The 15,880-nt window shown below is 63.0% G+C and carries 12 protein-coding genes; 1 reads left to right on the forward strand and 11 read right to left on the reverse strand.

The features are described from left to right. Positions 1-55: 55 nt before the first annotated feature. The 8 genes from pueB to AC1RMG_RS06275 form a co-directional block, all read right to left on the reverse strand. Positions 56-1,741, reverse strand: a complete 1,686-nt coding sequence (pueB, locus tag AC1RMG_RS06240; protein ID WP_072441716.1) for a polyurethane esterase B — start codon at positions 1,739-1,741, stop codon at positions 56-58. A 49-nt stretch (positions 1,742-1,790) separates the two neighbouring features. Then, positions 1,791-3,140 (reverse strand): TolC family outer membrane protein, encoded by a 1,350-nt coding sequence (locus AC1RMG_RS06245; RefSeq protein ID WP_370059185.1) that lies wholly within the window; start codon positions 3,138-3,140, stop codon positions 1,791-1,793. 14 nt (positions 3,141-3,154) lie between these two features. Continuing rightward, positions 3,155-4,471, reverse strand: a complete 1,317-nt coding sequence (locus tag AC1RMG_RS06250; RefSeq protein WP_370059505.1) for an HlyD family type I secretion periplasmic adaptor subunit — start codon at positions 4,469-4,471, stop codon at positions 3,155-3,157. A gap of 14 nt (positions 4,472-4,485) precedes the next feature. Then, entirely contained in the window at positions 4,486-6,267 is a 1,782-nt protein-coding gene (locus tag AC1RMG_RS06255) for a type I secretion system permease/ATPase (protein WP_011061492.1), read from the reverse strand. 209 nt (positions 6,268-6,476) lie between these two features. After that, entirely contained in the window at positions 6,477-6,863 is a 387-nt protein-coding gene (locus tag AC1RMG_RS06260) for an AprI/Inh family metalloprotease inhibitor (RefSeq protein ID WP_011061493.1), read from the reverse strand. Between the two features lie 93 nt (positions 6,864-6,956). Then, on the reverse strand, positions 6,957-8,405 hold the full coding sequence (locus AC1RMG_RS06265) for a serralysin family metalloprotease (protein WP_011061494.1): 1,449 nt from the start codon (positions 8,403-8,405) through the stop codon (positions 6,957-6,959). A 299-nt stretch (positions 8,406-8,704) separates the two neighbouring features. Next, entirely contained in the window at positions 8,705-9,805 is a 1,101-nt protein-coding gene (locus AC1RMG_RS06270) for a DmpA family aminopeptidase (protein WP_493168710.1), read from the reverse strand. A 9-nt stretch (positions 9,806-9,814) separates the two neighbouring features. Continuing rightward, the gene (locus AC1RMG_RS06275) at positions 9,815-11,179 is read right to left on the reverse strand and encodes an APC family permease (RefSeq protein WP_011061496.1); all 1,365 of its coding nucleotides are present in this window, start codon (positions 11,177-11,179) and stop codon (positions 9,815-9,817) included. A 204-nt stretch (positions 11,180-11,383) separates the two neighbouring features. On the opposite strand from AC1RMG_RS06275, the gene AC1RMG_RS06280 reads away from it, so the two are divergent. After that, positions 11,384-12,187 (forward strand): helix-turn-helix transcriptional regulator, encoded by an 804-nt coding sequence (locus tag AC1RMG_RS06280; protein WP_015635760.1) that lies wholly within the window; start codon positions 11,384-11,386, stop codon positions 12,185-12,187. 300 nt (positions 12,188-12,487) lie between these two features. Here the strand turns inward: AC1RMG_RS06280 and feaR are convergent, their stop codons facing one another. The 3 genes from feaR to AC1RMG_RS06295 all read right to left on the reverse strand — a co-directional run bounded on the left by feaR (position 12,488) and on the right by AC1RMG_RS06295 (position 15,655). Next, positions 12,488-13,426 (reverse strand): transcriptional regulator FeaR, encoded by a 939-nt coding sequence (feaR, locus tag AC1RMG_RS06285; protein WP_011061498.1) that lies wholly within the window; start codon positions 13,424-13,426, stop codon positions 12,488-12,490. 149 nt (positions 13,427-13,575) lie between these two features. Further along, positions 13,576-14,169: a DUF3156 family protein gene (locus tag AC1RMG_RS06290; RefSeq protein WP_125062351.1), complete on the reverse strand. Its 594-nt coding sequence runs from the start codon at positions 14,167-14,169 to the stop codon at positions 13,576-13,578. Continuing rightward, positions 14,135-15,655, reverse strand: a complete 1,521-nt coding sequence (locus AC1RMG_RS06295; protein ID WP_077934195.1) for an APC family permease — start codon at positions 15,653-15,655, stop codon at positions 14,135-14,137. The genes AC1RMG_RS06290 and AC1RMG_RS06295 overlap by 35 nt, the downstream gene beginning before the upstream one ends. Between the last annotated feature and the right edge of the window lie 225 nt (positions 15,656-15,880).

Below are 15,880 nucleotides of genomic sequence, written 5' to 3' on the forward strand. Positions count from 1 at the left end.
GCCGCAGCCCTTTTCAGGGGGCTGCGGGGCCTCTAGCGCTGGATATCGGTGAGGGTCAGGCGAAGACCAGGCCCGAGCCCGAAAGGCTGTCCATGCCGACCCCCACAAGGGTCACCGAGAACTCGCCGACACTGAGCAGGGTGTCGTTGCCGTTCTGCGACAAATGCTGGCTGTAGTCGTAATGGGCGTCGACCCCGGGCACGCCCATGAACACCAGCTTGTCGGTGTTCTGGTAGCCGTGGATCAGGTCGAAGCCGAAGTTGCCGCTGAACAGGAAGGTATTGCCCCCGCCACCGCTGGAGTGCATGACGTCGTTGCCGGTGCCGCCGACGAAAGTCACGTTGGCCTTGTCGCTGCTCAGCAGGTCATCGCCGCCATGGCCGAACAGCCAGTCGCCATCGACGCTGGCTACCAGCGCATTGCCGTAGGCATCGCCGTTGAGGGAATGGTTGTAGGCGGTCCACTGGTTGCCGTTCTGCAAGCCGTCGGCGGTGACGCTGTGGCTCACGTCCTTGCCGAACAGTTGCCACCAGCTTCCGGTCTCGTGGCTGACCAGGGCGCCGACGTCCCGGGTCATGCTGATGCCGCCGTAGGCATCACGGATATACAGGGTGCCGTCGCCGTCATTGGCGATGGAAAAGTTCTTCAGCGGCTGCTGCAGTTCCAGCACGTTATGGCCCTGCCCGCCATGGATGATGTTGTAGCCGCCGTCATCGCGGAAGCGATCATCGCCGGCCCCGCCATCCAGGTAGTCGTTGCCCTTGCCGCCGTGCAGCAGGTCGTTGCTCTGGGTGCCGATGATGAAGGTGCTGCCGGTGTGTTTTTCCGCGTACAGGTTGAGGTCCTTGACCCAGACCTGATCGCGCTTGCCCTCGGACAGGTTGGAAATAACCACGGTGGAGTCACGGCTGGTCAGGTCATAGAAATCCGAGTTGATCAGGCGGTTGAGGCCGCCGGCGTAGTCCACCGCACTATGGGCCGACCAGGACTGCGGATTGAGGATGCTCTGGGGAATCAACTTGCCGAGGAACGATGAATAGTGATCGGTGAAGCTGACGATGTTGTTGGTCGCCGATTCCTGGGGCTTGTCGTGGGTGCCCAGGGACGAGGCGTTGAAATGAGTGCCGTCCAGGGCGCGGAACACCGGGTCGTTTTCATAACCGATGTTCAGCACCTGCGAGCTGTTGGCGCTCTGGGTCGGCGAGGCGAAGGCCACGTAGCTGGCGTCCTGGTAGAAGCCGCCCCAGTGATCGCTGCTCATGGCCGCCAGGCTGTTGACCCCAAGGCCGCCCAGGCTGTGGCCGGTGACCAGCACATCGCTGCCGCTCAAGCCCTGGGCCGCAGCAAAGGCCGCCACCTTGCCCAGCAGGTTGTCAAAGGCCAGGCGGCTGTAGTTGTCGGCAAAGCCGGAAACGAAGGCCGCCTGCAGGTCGTTGATACCGTCCTTGAGGCTGTCGGTGCCGCGAAAGCTGATGCCGATGGACAGCAGTTGCCCGGCCGCGTCGTATTTGCCCAGCACCTCGACCTGGGCGTCGCTGACAATCGCCTGCTCGCCGGAAATCGTGCCCTGGGCGCTGATGTTGCCCTGGTAGCCCAGCTGGCTGGCGCTGATGGGGCGCCAGGCGGTGCCCGGCAGCGCCTCGCCGGTGGGTGTGGAGGCGTACAGCGCCAGAGTAATGGCTTCGCTGTAGAGGGCCTTGCCGTCACCGCCAAGGGCGGTCTTGTAATCGAAGATACTCATGCTCGTTCCTCTTTTTTATTGTCCCTGAGCCTGCGGTCGGCAAGGCCTCCTAAGGCTGCGCGCGCTGGCCGAAAGCCTCGTCGACCCTGGCCAGATCCTCTTCCCGCAGAGTGCCTGCGTAGTAGTGCAGCTTGGTCCAGGCCATCAAGTAGTCATAGCGCGCCTGGGCCAGGTCGCGGCGGGTGGTGTAGAGCTGCTGTTCGGCGTTCAGTGCATCGAGGTTGACCCGTTCGCCCCCCAGGATGCTCTGCTTGGTCGAGACCACCAGGGCCTCGGCCGAAGTCAGGGCTTTCTGGTAGGCCCGCAACTTGCTCACCCCCGATAGACAGGCACTGAATTGGCGGCGGAGTTCAATCAGGGTTTCCCGGGTCTTGCCGTCCAGTTCGTACTCGGCCTGTTCCATGGAGCGGCTGGCCTGGCGGGTCGAGGCCGAGACCCCGCCCCCGGCATACAACGGCACGCTGACTTCGATACCGATGGTGTTGGTGTCGTAGCGCTGGTTGTAGGTGTTGCCGCTTTCCGATTCGTTCTGGCGCATGGTGGCGTAGGCGCTGAGCTTGGGCAGGTGCCCGGCGCGGTTGCGTTCCACCTCGTAGCGCGCGACCTCGACCCGCTGGCGCTGGGAAGCCAGCACCGGGTTGTTGCTCAGGGCCATCTCGTGCCAGGTGTCGTAGTTGGCCGGAGTCAGGGAGAAGGACTGGAAGTCTTCCTGCAAGGGGTCCAGATCCCGCACATCGAGGTTCGGCTCGCCGGTCAGGGCCGCCAGCTCGCGCAAGGCCGCGTCCTGCTCGTCCCGGGCTTCGATCTCTTCGGCGGTGGCCAATTCGTAGCGCGACTCGGCTTCGAGGATGTCGGTGCGGGTGCCCTCGCCCTGCTGGAACATGTGCCGGTTCTGCTGGAACTGCTGCTCGAAGGCCTTTTTCTTGGCCAGGGCGATGTCGATCTGGTCCTGGGCGAACAGCGCCTTGGTGTAGTAGCTCAGCACCCGCACCAGCAACTCCTGGCTCTTGCCGCGAAAGTTCTCGTCGGCAAACAGCGCCTGGGCCACGCCCTTGCGGTAATTGGCGTAGGCCTCGTAGTCGATCAGCGGCTGCTGCAGGGTCAGGGACGAACCGTAGCTGTCGTAGTTGCGTTTTTCGGTAATGGTGCCGCGCACCGTATCCAGGTAGCTGACCTTGGAGTTGTTATGGCCCTTGTTGTAGCTGTAGCCGACCTTGGGCAGCAGCCCGGCACGGCCGATGGCGCGGTTTTCAAGGCCCGCGTCGCGTTCCTTGATGGCGCCGAGGAACACCGGGTCGTTGCGCAGGGCCTGTTCGTAGATCTGGAACGGGCCCACCGCCTGGGCCGTCTGGCAGGCCAACAGCGCCAGAGCCGCCGCGAGAATGGAAAGCTTACTCATACGACGCGACATCCTTATTCTTCGGTCAGTGCAGAACCTGCCCGGTCGAGCAGTGGCTTGAACAGGTAATTGAGCAGGGAACGCTCGCCAGTGCGCACGAACATTTCCGCCGGCATGCCGGGCTTGATCACCAGGCCGTTGAGCTTCTCCATGGCCTGGTCGCTGACACTGCTGCGCAGCACGTAGTAGGGCATGCCGGTTTTCTCGTCGAGCATCTGGTCGGCGGAAATCAGGCTGACTTCGCCCGGCACTCGTGGCGTGCGGCTCTGGTTGAAGGCGGTGAACAGGATGTCCACCGGCAAGTGGGTGCCGACCTTGTCCACCAGGTTCACCGGCAGCCGCCCTTCCACCTCCAGGTGAGTGCCCTGGGGCACGATTTCCAGCAGGGTCTCGCCCTGGCGCACCACCGCGCCCTCGGTGTGCACCCCGAGATTGACCGCGATGCCGTCGGCGGTGGCGATGATCTCGCTGTGCTGCAGGTCGAAACCGGCAGAGGTCAGTTGCTGCTCCAGGGTCTGGGTCTTGAGCTGGGCTTCGGCCAACTGGCTGCGCACCTCTTTCTGGTACTCCTCGCTGTGCTGTTGCAGCTTGAGCCGGGATTCGAGGATGCCCTGCTCCACTCGCCCGCTTTCCCCGGTGTTCTGCGCCAGTTCCTGCTGCACCTGGGACAGTTGGCGCTGATATTCCAGCAGGCGGTTGCGCGGGATGTAGCCGTTGTCCGCCAAAGGTTGCAGGTTGCTCAGTTGCTGGCGCAGGGATTCGGCCTGGCTACCGAGGTCGGTGCGGGCCCGGCGCATGCCGGCCAGTTGCGCGGTGGCGCCTTCGATATTGGCACGGATGCCCGCCTGCTCCCGGGAGAATGCCTCGCGCCGGCTGCTGAACAACTGGCGCTGGCCCTCCAGCACCAGGGCCAGGCGCGGATCGTCGCTGTCGCTCAGGGGCGCGGGGAAATCCACCTGCTTGAGGTTGTCGCGCTCGCTGCGCCAGCGCGCCAGGCTGGCCATGGCCATGCGGTACTGGGCTTGCAGCGATTGCACGTCCGCCGCCACCTGGGTCTGGTCCAGGCGAAACAGCGGCTGGCCCTGCTTCACGCTTTCGCCCTCGCGCACCAGGATCCGGCTGACCACCCCGCTGCTCATGGACTGCACCGCCTTGCGTTTGCCGGACACCACCACCGTGCCTTGCACCGGAATGCCCTGGTCCAGGGGCGCCAGCGCCGCCCAGACGAAGAAACTGCCCGCCCCCACCAGGGCCAGGATCCAGCCCATGCGGGCGAAAAAGCCCGCGTCACGCTCGACCCGTTCCGGCGCGTAACCCTCTTCGATCATCATGTTGCTGTCCTTGCTCATGCGCCTGAATTCCGTGTCGGAGCCTGGTATTGCCGGCTCATGCTGAGGCCGCCGGGCGCCGCTGCAACGGGCTTGGGCGCCTCCTGGGCCTGGGCTTGCTGGCCGCCGGCCAGGGCCTTGAGCACTTCCTGGCTCGGGCCGAAGGCCTGCAAGCGGCCTTCGTTGAGTACCAGCAGTTTGTCGGCCAGGGCCAGCACCGAGGAACGGTGGGTCACCAGCACCACGCTGGTGCCCCGGGCCTTGAGCTGGGCAATGGCCGCCGCCAGGGCACTTTCGCCCACGGTATCGAGGTTGGAATTGGGTTCGTCCAGCACCACCAGGCTCGGGCTGCCATACAGCGCCCGGGCCAGGGCCACCCGCTGCTTCTGGCCACCGGACAGGCCGCTGCCGTCATCGCCGAGCACGGTGTCGTAGCCCTGGGGCAGGCGCAGGATCAGCTCATGCACCCCGGCCATCTGCGCGGCCTGGACCACCTGCTCCGGGTCGGCCTGGCGAAAGCGTGCGATGTTCTCGGCGATGCTGCCGGTAAACAGCTCGATATCCTGAGGCAGATAGCCGATGTAGGGCCCCAGTTCGTCGCGGTTCCAGCGATGGATATCGGCCCCGTCCAGGCGCACGGTACCGCCCAGGGTCGGCCATACGCCCACCAGTACCCGGGCCAGGGTCGACTTGCCGGAACCGGAAGCCCCCAGCACGCCAAGCACTTCACCGGCATTGATGCTGAAGTTCACCTGTTGCAGGGTCGCCATCCGCCGTCCGGGTGGGCCGGCGCTGACCTGCTCGAAGCTCACCTGGCCCTTGGGCGCCGGCAAGGACATCGCCGTATCGCTGGGCGGGAACTCGCGCAGCAGTGCATCCAGGCGGCCGTAGGCCAGCTTGGCCGAACTCCATTGTTTCCACACCGCGATCAACTGGTCGATGGGGCTCAGCACCCGGCCCATGAGGATCGAACCGGCAATCATCATCCCCGCGGTCATGTCGCCCTTGATCACCAGCAAGGCACCCAGGCCCAGCACCAGGGATTGCAGGCACAGACGCAAGGTCTTGCTCAGGGAGCTGATCACCGAGCCGGTATCGCTGGCCTGGTTCTGCAGGCCGAGAAAGCGCGAGTGCACGGCGAACCAGCGTTTGCGCAAGGCGCCAAGCATGCCCATGGCCTGGATGGTTTCGGCGTTGTGCAGGTGGCTGGTGGCCAGCTGGGTGGAACGCTGCGAAAAACCGCTGGCCTCGGCCAGGTCCTTCTTGGTCATGGCTTCGTTGAGGTACGCCAGGGCAATCAGCAACAACGCGCCTACAGTGGCGAACACTCCGAGCCAGACGTTGAAGGCGTAGATCACCAGCAGGTAGATGGGGAACCAGGGTGCATCGAAGAAGGCGAACAGTGCCGGCCCGGTGAGGAACTGGCGAATATGGGTCAAATCTCCCAGGGACTGCCCCGCATGGCCCTCGCCCCGGGACAGGTTGCGCTCGAACGCGGCCTGGTAGACCCGCAGGTTGAAGCGGCGCTCCAGCTGGCTGCCGATGCGGATCACGATAAAGCTGCGCAGCACTTCCAGAAGACCGATAAAGACGAAGAAGCCCACCACCATCAACGACAGCATCACCAGGGTGGTTTCATTCTGCGACGACAGTACCCGGTCGTAGACCTGCAACATATAGATGGAAGGCACCAGCATCAGCACGTTAATCAACGCAGTGAAACAACCGACACTGATGAGGATGCCCTTATATTCGCCCAGTGCCTTGAACAGTGGTGCAGGATGATTGTTCTTCACCATTTCTAACATTTTCCCTGAGCTGTTAATCCGCGCCCGCTAGCGTGGAACCAATGTAGCCTACAACTAACAACCCGCACTACTTAGTTGCTGAATCCTGCGGACACGAATAATTCGGACAGCTGTATCCAACAGCAGCCCGAACATGTTCCTGCCGGCCAAGAGAGTGGCGATATAATGGCCGTCGTTTATTAGACGAACACACTCATCGCTTAATTAGCGGCGCGTTGTAACACAATCAGACCGTCGGCTTTCAGGCGGGCTTCGTAGAGGCCCTCTTTCTGGCGACTGAAGAAAATGATTTTCGAGCCTTCGCGGCCGGTAATGGCAATGCCATCGGGCTCCGGGAACCAGCCCACCGCGGCTTCCCCGAGCCATTTCGACAGGCAGTCGGCGCCGTCGCCCAGGGCGGCGTTGTGCAACAGGTCCAGGGTGCAACCTTCAGCGGGTGCGGCTGCCTGTTGCAGCTGCCAGTGTCCAACCAGTTCCGAGGGGTCCGCCAAGCGCAGGCTGCTTGCCATGGTGATTGCTCCATAAAAGATCATCAGTGTCGCCAGCAGCCATCGGGCCGCCCGGCAACAGGAAATATGCAGGGTCATAGGGTGCTCCGTTCGCCCGGTAGACTCGCTCAGGCCAGGGCCCAAAGCAAGAACGCAGAGCCGCTCGACTGCGCGGCCCTGTGCTCATTTCACTCAGGCGACGATGTCGCTGACCGCTGCCTGGCCCACGGTGCTGACCAGGAAGTCCGCCACGCCATGCCCGGAGAAGTCCACGGACAAGGTGCTCACACCCCCGGAGGTGGTGAGGATCGCGTCACCCGCCGCGCCGGTGAAGGCGTTGACGAAGTGCAGGCCGGCGCCCTTGGTGATCCCGGTCAGATCGATCTTGTCCAGGCCGCTGACAAAATCCATGATCTGGTCCGCCGCACCCGGCTTGGAGTCGGTGCTGGCGGCGAACACGAAAGTGTCCGAGCCCGAGCCGCCCCACAGCTGATCTGCACCGCCGGCGCCGTAGATGATGTCGTTGCCGGCACCACCCTTGAGCACGTTGGCGGCGTTGTTGCCGATCAACAGGTCGTTGCCCGAACCGCCGATGGCGTTCTCCACGGTCACGCCCTGAGCGATGGAAACGTTACCCACCATGCCGCCAACGTCGGAGAACGAGGCTTCATTGAGGTTGATCTTCTGGTTCTGGGTGAAACCGGAGAAATCCAGGGTATCGTTGCCGCCACCGTCCCACACCGAGAACACCAGCTTGTCGGAAGACGAGCTGGCGCTGTAGAAATCACGCCCGGTGTTGGAGTTGAAGCCGTAGGTGGTATCGCCGGCACGGGTGCTGTAGTTGGCACCGTAGAGTTTCTGGATAGCCGCGATATCGTCCATCAGCGGGCCGGACGAATAGGCTTCGACCCCGCCCTTACTGAAGTTCTGGCTGGTATTGCTTTCACTCCAGTAGCTCATGACGCTGTAGCCACGGGTGTCCTGGCCGTAGCTGGCGTCCTTGTAGCTGGGGTTGCCTTCGCCGGCGTTGTAGTCGCCAGGGTGAGCCAGGCCCAGGGTGTGACCGATCTCATGGGTCAGGGTCTGACGGCCATAGTTGTTCAGGTCGGGGTTCTTGTTCTGGGTGTAGCTGCTGTTGATCAGGTACCACGAGGTGCCGTCGTAGCCGGCGCCGGTACCTGGCAGGTAGGCAAATGCCGCCGCGCCATCCTGGCCACCGCTGTAGTTGCCGAAGGTCATGTGGGCGTCGCCACCCGAGGCTTTCTCGGTAAACACGACGTTGGCCACGTCAGCCCAGGACTGCATGGCCAGGACTGCCTGGGCCTTCTGCTGGGCGCTGAACTGGCTGAACCCGGAGATGCCATGCTTGTACATGGTGCTCGAGGAAGCCGAGGTCAGGAAGGTATAGGTCAGATCGATCTTGCCGTTACCGTTCAGGTCCTTATAGGCAGCGCCGTCACGCAGCAGTTGCGTGGCGGCCTGATCGACCGAGAACGAAGGTTTGCCATTGACCGTGAGATTGCCGCCACGATCGTATTGGTGGCTGAAGCTATTGATCTGGTTATACGCCGAACTTGCTGCGGCCAAAGGCACCAGTTGTTGTTCGGCAGATGCAATAGCGTTCTCTGTTACTTTCGACATAAACACACTTCCTTGTAATCAATGGAACAGTTTTTGTCAGATAGCGACAATCCCTGGCGAGATCGTCCTATCACTCGCCCTAAGCAGGCGCAAGAAAACTGACACAATTTGAAATCAGGCGTCCACTACTTTTTTGACGTCAAATCTCACTGTTCCAGCGAACTCCAGCAAACAATGACTGTACAGTCGAAAGATTCTTTTCCAACTGATTAACGGCAGTCATTGTCCGACAATCTACAATTTAATTATTAAATATCCATATAAACAGTTATGTCGACCGCGTCGCACTTCTTAGTCCGTTAACTTCTGTTCCAACCAGTTAGTTCCAATGTTTCCAGCAACACTTGCGCACTCAGGGCCGGCACTTGCACGCCGTCGGCGCTGGTCATGGGCCCCCCCGCCAGCAGGGCGTTGATGATGGCTTCCTCCACCGCTTCGGCGGCTGCGCTGAACAAGGGCGAGATGTGATCGTTGTTGAGCATCGCCAGCGGCGTGCTGAAACCCAGGCCCTTGCGCCCGTAGTCCGCCGTCGGCAAGTCCCGGTTTCCCGTGGCAAAGGCCAGGAAGATATCGCCGCTGGAATCCTCGGTGCCTCCGCCGGTGCGGGCGATGCCGATGGATGCGCGCTGGGCCAGGCGCTGGCACTGGTGCGGCAACAGCGGCGCATCGGTGGCCAGTATCACCACGATCGAGCCCATGCCCGGGGTCCCGCGCTCGGCAAACGGCGAAGGGATATGCCCCAGCCGGCGCCCCACTGGATAGCCATCGACCCGCAGTTCCTCGCGCTTGCCGTGGTTGGCCTGGACCAGGGCACCGACGGTGTAGCCGCCCTGCTCGGCCGTCAGCCGCCGCGACGCCGTACCGATGCCGCCCTTGAACTCATGGCAGATCATCCCGGTGCCGCCGCCGACCGCGCCCTCGGCCACCGGCCCGGACTCGGCGCAGGCCATGGCTTCGCGCACCTGCTGCACACCCACATGCTGGCCCCAGATGTCATTCAACAGGCCGTCGTAGGTTTCCATCACCACTGGCATGCACCAGTACACCGCCGGGTCTTGCAATGCCTCGCGCTCCAGGGCGATCAAGGCATCGCGCACCACGCCCACACTGTGGGTGTTGGTGATCGCCAGCGGCGTGGTCAGGGTGCCGGCCTCGCGAATCCACTCCAGGCCCGTGGCATCGCCATTGCCGTTGAGCACATGGCAACCGGCAAAGCACGGCTGCTGGCGGGCGTGCCCGGCCCGGGGCTGGACCAGGGTAACCCCAGTGCGCACCTGCTTGCCGTCCACGCTGGTATTCAAGGTGCTGTGGCCGACCCGCACCCCGGGAACATCGGTGATCGCATTGAACGGGCCTGGCGTCCCCAGGCCCAGGTGGATGCCCAATTGACGTGCTCGCATAACCACTCCTTACAGTTTCTGAAACGCCGGACTGTACCGGCCGTTGGTGCCATAAAGAATCACCGACAGCGCCAGCAGCCCGATGATGACCATGATGTCCCGCAGGGACGCTTCGAGGAAGAGATTGACCAGCAGGTAACCCGCGCCGAGCACCGCCAGCAAGGCCGGCAGCGGCCACAGCGGCATGCGGTAGGGATGCTCGCGGTCGCGCAGCAATACCCGGCTCATCAGCGCGCTGAGGGCGACGATCAGGTACACCAGCATGATCAGCAGCACGCTGAAGGACGTCAGGTCCGCCAGGTTCGAGCTGAAGCTCAGCACCGCCGAGGGAATGGCCAGGAACAGGGTCGCCAGCCAGGGTGAATCCCAGCGCGGGTGAATGCGGGTGAACAGGCGATTGATAGTGGGCGTCCACAGCGCATCGCGGCCACTGCTGAACACCACCCGACCGATCTGGATGACGATGGCGACAATGGCATTGAACACCGAAAGGAAAATCCCGCCGCTGACCACCCGGGCCAGGGTCTCGTTGCCATGGCTGGTGAGCAGGTAACCGATGGGGTCGGGGCTGGCGAGCATCGCGCTCAAGGACGGCGCGCCGATCAGCAGCGCGGTGAGCGGCACCAGTTCGATGATCACCACCAGCACCAGGGACCACAGCACCGCCTTGTGCACCCCGCGGCCCTTGCATTTCATGTCTTCGGCCAGCAGCACCGCCGGGCCGTAGCCGTTGTAGGAAAACAGGCCGATGCCCACCGCGCCGATCACCAGTGCCCAGGGCGCCAGTTGCAAGGCGCCGTGATCGACGATCTGCGGTTGCAGCAGAATGCTCACCGGCTGCGAGGCATTGCCGAAGCCGAGCCAGACGATCACCAGCAAGGCCGCCACTTCCAGCAGCAGGCACGTGCCGGTGATCCAGGCATTGAGCTTGATATTGAGGATGCCCAGCAGGTAACTGCAGACCACGATCACCAGGGCCACGGTCTGGGAGTCGAAGTTCGTGCCCAGGGCATTGTTCAGGTAGGTGGCGGCACCAGTGGCCAGCACCGGCGGAATGAACAGCAGCATCACCAGCACCGTGAGGAAGGTGGCATAACCGGCCATGCCGCCGAACACTCGCTTGGCGTATACATACTCGCCGCCGGCGCTGTTGTGGGCGCGGCCCAGCTCGGCGTAGCAAAAGGCGAACATCAGGGCCAGCAACCCGGCCATGACGAAGGCCAGGAACACCCCGCTACCGGCCTGATGGATGGCGAAGGGGGCGATCACGAACACTGAACTGGCGGGGGTCACACCGGACACGGTGATGGCCACCACATCGAACACACTCAAGGTAGGTTTCAGCGCACCGTCGGGCGCAGAGGGAGAGCTCATATCGTTATCCTCGTGTTTATTGTTGGTCTGAGGCAGAAACGAAATTCATCGGGCGGGTGCGTTCTGGGGCGCACTTGCTGGGAGCTACTCTAGGCAGATGCAGACCATCACCCAATTCCCCTATTGGAGTACTCCCCTTGACGACGGCGGTTAAATCGACGAAACCGGGCCACGACATTTCAGCGGATCAACGGAGCAACGCCTTTGAGTAACCTGTTCAGGGAAGTGGGCCTGCATGCCGGCCTGGGCCGCACCCTCACATTGATCGGCAATCCACGCTTCTGGAAACAGCTGATCCTGCTGCTGCACCAGGCTACGCCGTTCGACAACGCCCTGGCGATCTTCTACCCGCTGGACGGCCCGCCCCGGGCCCTGGAGGAATATGACGCCGAACCCAGCAGCAAGCCGGCGTCCATGCTCACCTACCTCAACGGCCTGTACCTGCTGGACCCCTTCTTCCAGGCCTGTCGCGAAGGCTACCCCAGCGGCCTGTACCGCCTGGAAGAAGTGGCCCCGGACCATTTTCGCCAGAGCGAATACTTTCTCAGCTACTTCCACGACAACGTCCTGGAAGACGAAGTGCAGTTGATTCTGCAACTGCCCGAGGCTGGCACCCTGTCGCTTTCCCTGGGCAGCCAGCGCGTCTTCAGCCACGACGAGATCGGCCTGCTCACCACCTTTTCAGCCTGGGTACTGCCGCTGATGGAGCAGCACTGGCAACACAGCCAGGCCCGCCCCCAAGGCCCTGCGCCCCAGGAAATGGCCAGCCAGATCCGCGACGCCCTGAGCCATTTCGGCAGCGCCGTACTTTCGGAGCGGGAGCTGGAGATAGCCCGCCTGATCCTCCGGGGATTTTCTTCAAAGGCCATGGCGGAACGGCTGAAGATCTCGCCGGACACCATCAAGGTCCACCGCCGCCACCTCTACGCCAAGCTGGATATCTCCAGCCAGCCGGAGCTGTTCTCGCTGTTTATCCAATCCCTGGGGCACGACCTGGAAAATCCGTGATTGCCGGTCTGCCAGCGGCCATCTGCCGCCCGTCATCCGCTATCCGCTATCCGCTATCCGCTATCTGCTATCGGTAGGAGCTGGCTTGCCAGCGACGGCGCCCTCAAGTTCAACGCATGCCTGACGGTCCTTTTCGCCGGCAAGCCGGCTCCTACAGACGAAGGCGCACTCAAGAGCGGCGCATGCCTTGCGGCCCTCTTCGCCGGCAAGCCGGCTCCTACAGGCGAAGGCGCAATCAAGAGCGACGCATGCCTTGCGGTGCGGCCGCCGGCAACGACGGCGGCCGCAAGGGCCATGCCGTCAGGCGTTCAGGGACCGGGCGCGGAAATCCCGGGGCGATTGTTCGAAATGCTTCTTGAAGGTGCGGCTGAAATGCGCCGAATCGGTGAAGCCCCATTTGAAGGCAATGTCGGTGATGGATTCGTTGCGCAGGTGCGGATTGCTCAGGTCCGCGGCGCTGCGCTTGAGCCGCGAGCGCTGGATGAAGCGGCAAACGCTGTCCCCCTGCTCCTCGAACAGCCGGTACAGCTGGCGCACCGAGATATTCAGCTGGCCGGCCAGTGATACCGGAGTCAGGCCCGGCTCATTGAGGGACTGGCTGATCAACTGCCGCGCCTGATCACGCAGGCATCCGCCATGCAGGCCCTCGTCAAAGCCGTCCAGGCTGTTGACGGTCTGGCGCAAGGTCGGACCGAGCAAGGCAATCAGGGCTTCCTGCAAGGCCTGCCCTTCCTGCTGGGCCGCACAACCCTGCAATTCGCCGGCGCAGATCTGCTCCACCAGCAAACGCATCAGGCGCCCGCTGGCGCAATTTTGCGACAGCTTGCCGAACTTGCGCTGCTGGGCCGGCAGGTGGCGGTAGACGTCCTCCCGGCACAGATGGAACGAAGCATGCTCGATCAGGCCATGGGGCACGATCTCGCAGGCTCCGGCGGAGTCCAGCAGCGCCATGTCCCCCGGGGCCAGTTCGACACTTTCGCCGCCCTGGCTCAAGCGCGCATGGCCGCTGCGCTGGATGATGAGGAAGCAATGGCGATCGTCCTCATGATCGACCTTGGTGCTCTGGCGGGAGATCAGCCCGGCGTTGGTGCGGATCTGCGCCACCTCCAGCCCGGCGTAATCCTGCATGCCCACTTCACCAATGAACAAGGCGGGATTGCGCGCCGGACGGGCATCGAATCGACCGCAGACGCCCTGCAGGGCGCCCACCCAGGAACTGAAACTATGCGAAGCAAGCACTGTGCACCTCCAGAAGCCGGTTCCAACCGCCTTTGTTGTTATGGCGATATCATTAACATGTTATCTATTTGCCAGGCAAGGCGCCTGACAGCATGGATAGTCTGTTATGGCTTAAGCAGGCTGTATGCCAGCGCTTACGGTTATGTCCCTCAGAAATCTCGCAGTAGCTTGTACAACTCAGTGAAGCTGCCCAGTAGCGCTACCCGCTGTTCAGCGCTCAAGCGGATATAGCGGCGGAACCCGGGCAGGCGGTTGACCACTTCGCTGGCGCCGAAATGCTCCAGGTGCACCTGCCAGCCCTGGGCATCGCGCCGCAATTCCAGGTGTTTGAAATCCAGGGGCAACAGGTGCTCCAGCAAGCGCTGGTCACTGCACAGGCGCTGCAGCAGCGGCGCCCATTCAGCGTCCTCCCCCGTGAGCAGCCGAGCTGCGACGCCCTGGCGGCGGATCGCGCCAGTGTGACGCAGACGGATCCGCGCCTGCCGGGCCGTGTCGCAAGGCACCGGCAGGCGCCACTCACAGGCCACGATGTGCATCAGGAACTGCGCCTGGGCGCGCTCTTGCACCACGAACCTCAAACCGTTTTGCGGGCAATGAAAACCGCCCTGCACCTGGCTCTGTGGAGTGAAATCGAGCCCCGCCAGATCCCGACGCAACTGCCCCAGGGTCAGCCCCGGGCGATAGCCCGATGGCGCGCGGTTCCACAGTTCAAAGAGGTTTTGCCGCCAGCTTGAAAGATTCATCAGGCACGCTCTCCCGTAGGTTATGGGCGGTATCCGGGTTCAGGCCCAGCGCCTGTTCCAGCACCTCCTCCACCGGCACCGGGCGAAACGGATTGACCTTCTGCACCAGCAGGGTCCAGACCAGCGCATAGATCGCGGTCAGGCCCAGCATGCTGCCGAAAGGCACATAGATGTCCCGCGGATTCATGCCCGGCGGCGTGATGAACCACATGCCCAGCAGGATGCCCACCGAAGACAGGATCTGCGGCAGCGGAAACCACGGCGACTTGTAGGCCCGGGGCAGGTCCGGCCGGCGAATGCGCAGCATCACCACTGACAGGGTGACCAGCAGATAGGCAGTGCTCCAGGCACAGACCGCCGCCAGCACCAGGTGCATGATGCTGTCGGTGCTGCCCCCCAGCCACCAGGCATGCAGGCAGGGAATCAGCACGGCTACGGCAATGCACAGCAACGGCGTCTTGAAGCGCGGGTGCAGGTAAGTGAAGACCTTCGGCAACGCCCCATCCAGAGCCATGCCGTAAAGGATCCGCGGCAAGCCGGCCATCAGCGTGTTGATGGTGGCGGCACCGGCGAACAGCAGGCCGATGCCCAGCCAGATACGGCCGAAGGGCCCCATGATCTGCTCGGCAAAATGCGGAATGGCCATGGGCGTATCCAGCAGGTGCACGCTGCCATCCTCGCTCAGGGCGATGTTTTCCACTTGGCGCTTCATCGCCGCGCCATAGATGAACATGCACACCGCTACCCCCACCAGCCCCAGGGCCATGGCCCGGGGAATGGTCTTGGCGGCCTTGCGCACATCCGGCGTCAGGGGCGTGACGAATTCACAGCCGACGAACATGAACATGGCCATGCCCACCAGGGACAGGATGGTCGGCAGGTCGGTACCCACCATCGAGGCGCCGAACCAGCCATCGAGCTGCACCGCCGGGGCCTTGAGCACCCCGAGCACGCCAAAGATGATCAGGGTGGTCCACATGCCGAAGGTCAGGATCACCTCGGCACGGCTGAAGGCGGTGATGCCCACGGCGTTCAGCGCACCGAAGAACAGCACCAGCCCCACCCCCACCAGCCAGGCACTGCCGCTCTGCTCCAGCAGGGTGTTGAGGGACTCGAAGTTAACCAGGGCCATGACTCCACTGAGAATGGTCTCCGCGGTACCGGCGAACACGTGCACGATCAGGTAGGCGGACAAGGTCCCGGTGATGGCGAAAAAACGCCCCAGGCCACAGGCCAGGTAGTCATAGACCGAACCGTTGGTGGGCAGCAGGCAGGCCGCTTCGGCGAAGGTGGTGGATTGCGCCAGCATCATCACCAGGGCGATCACCATCGCCATGGCAAAGGCGCCGCCGCCGATACCAAAGCCCGTGGTGGCCGTGAGGATCACCGGGCTGGCCATGATCAAGCCCACGGCACTGGCCAGGGCCGTGGGAAAGCCGACTACACCTTGATCCAGGTGGCGACTGAGTCTGTCGTTGAGCGACATGGTGGTAAACCTCGAAAGCATGGGTTGATGATTGTTGTTCTAGGCATTTCAAGGGCACGCCTGATGGCGGAGTGCTTGGCTGTCTGACGCAGCTGTCTTCATGTTCACACCCTGTAGGAGCTGGCTCGCCACGAAGGCGTCGGCAAGATCACCGCCCAATCCAGGGGCCTCTTCGTCGGCCAGCCGGCTCCTACAGTAAACCGGTTGGCCCTGCCCCCGCAGGGG

The organism is Pseudomonas sp. GW822-FHT04H02, assembly GCF_058800645.1.